Here is a 2,295-nt window from a genome sequence, read left to right on the forward strand (position 1 = left end):
CTGAACTTAAAAAACACACTGTAAACACTGAACTTCAATTTTGCACTAAAGTCGCCACGCGTTGGCAATCCCTCTTGAGCCGTTTGTTAGGCCAACCGATTGGCAACGACATTTTCAAAACCAAAGAACGAGCTTTTTTGTAAATTTGAAGCAAATTAAACCATTCATTTATAAACCAAAACGCTAAATCAGCAAAGAAACAAAAAAACTCAAATTGAGCGGTTTGGAAGAAAAGTGACGAGCGTAGCATGCTCGGCGGACGTTTGGATGCTGAAGGTTATTTTGCCGCTAAACTCACAGCGCTAAACAACCCAACGCGATCAAGAAACAACAAATATGTGATGATTATTTATTGCTTAAATTAAACCACAAAACATGGAATTTACCGTTCAATTTAAACTCGATTTAGCTGATAAAAACTCACCTTGCCTAACGCCCGGCTAAGGGGTTGACAACGCACCGCCAAACTCAAAAAACACACTGTAAACACTAGACTTAAATTTTGCACTAAAACCGCCACGCGTTGGCAATCCCTCTTGAGCCGTTTGTTAGCTAATTTACTACAACGATTGTTTTTGCCAGCTTGTCACCTAACCTCTGTCTTCTTTTGCCAAGAATAAAGACCGCGTCGATCATACCAATTATTGGTGTCAGAAGGTTACGAAAAAATGACTGAGGGAAACTACAACTTTTTCCTGTAACCGAATCTATAACTGAGATCCCTAGTAGTTTCTTACCGAGACTTTGCCCTTTAGGTAAACCGTCAGAAAGTAGAAAATATAAAGCAGCTGCCGAAAATGCTATTAAGCTTGATGAAGCTTGGGATAAACCAATCAAAGTACCGAGCCAAAGAAAGAAAATGAATATTGTGGCACTTATTGCACCATCAATGATTTGCCCTAGATAACGAAGACCCGGGCTTGCCAGCCTATGTGATTCAATGATCGAATCTCTATCTATTTCCACTTACTTTTCCTCCATGCGAGTTAGATATCGAATAAATTTGCTAACGCCCGCTTAAGGGGCTGACAACGCTACTACCAAGTTTCCGCATAACACCGTAACCACAAAAACCAACGCATAGTAAAAATGCCATGCGTTGGAAGTCCCTCTTGAAGCGTTTGTTATGCAACTTTATCGCTGGATGACTTTAGTCCAAAATGAAGACTCATAAGCAATATCGCTATACTTACATACCGCAATGATTTTTTGTTCTAAAGAGTATTCTCGAAACATAAAGTTATCTTTTTCTTCCAAAAATTTAGAAGCATGGAAAATAATATCAACCACCTCGCGAAGTAAGTGTGCAGTCCAAAACTGAATGCTTTGCTCAGTTGATAACTTCTCAGAAAAATCTAGGTTACCATTGCTAATAAGCCAACGTTCAACAAACGCTGAGCGGCTATTGTCTTTTTTTGAAAGCGCTTTATCTTTATGGCCAATACGAACGAGAAACTTTCTCTGTTCGATAGAAATTATTTCATCTGACCCCGATAATTCGACCATTAGATTTTCTATCAATCGTGTGTAAATTAAAGGAGGTCCAAAATACTTTTGTCGGAAAGGCTCATTAAATTCATCAATTAAGGGTTTTAAGTAGTTTACAAATTCAGTCTGGATGATAAAAACCTCATTGTATAACGCCTTTTTTTGCTGTGTAGCCCTATCTTTAGATAACCCAATAGTAAATCGATGTCCCAATATAGAACCCAAAACTGCACCACTTAATGCAAAAATAATATTGAAAAGTATATCCATAAAACTCCATTAGTTGCATAACGCCCGGCTAAGGGGTTGACAACGCACCGCCGAACTCAAAAAACACACTGTAAACACTGAATTTCAATTTTGCACTAAAGTCGCCAAGCATTGGCAATCCCTCTTGAGCCGTTTGTTATGCAAATTCAATGAGATAAACTGAATTTACACGACCAAAAGCCACAATTGCAATGGTTGAGTGATTCAAGAATCAACCCAAGCAAGAACTGTGATAAATGAGCCGCCAAAACCAAGTCCACCTTTCAGCAACAAACCAAGCTTTTGTGTCAGGAAAGCTCAACGAGCGAAAACTTCAGCAAGTACAAAATGCTCGATAAACTTGTCCTTTCCACACTTTGCGCCAGCTGAATTGGCAGCAAGCCAACGCTAAAAATGATTGAGGCAAACCAAGAATCTTGTCTGTTTTACGGTTTGAGTTAACCACGAATCTGAGGGTGAAAAAGTTCATTTGCCGACAACACAAAACGAATAGCCGGAGAAATCCCAAAAGATTGAGCCCCTAAATTTACCTGAGTT

General features: G+C 39.1%; 2 protein-coding genes. Both read right to left on the minus strand.

Annotated features, from left to right (window positions below; all coding sequences use genetic code 11):
• Positions 1-552: 552 nt before the first annotated feature.
• Positions 553-966, minus strand: coding sequence for an RDD family protein (locus tag NB504_RS06420; protein ID WP_019283386.1), 414 nt, complete (start codon positions 964-966; stop codon positions 553-555).
• 168 nt (positions 967-1,134) lie between these two features.
• Entirely contained in the window at positions 1,135-1,758 is a 624-nt protein-coding gene (locus tag NB504_RS06430) for a hypothetical protein (RefSeq protein WP_222716224.1), read from the minus strand.
• Positions 1,759-2,295 lie beyond the last annotated feature (537 nt).

Origin of the sequence: Vibrio sp. RM-69-4 (assembly GCF_024743775.1) — a bacterium.
Taxonomy (GTDB): Bacteria; Pseudomonadota; Gammaproteobacteria; order Enterobacterales; family Vibrionaceae; genus Vibrio; species Vibrio anguillarum.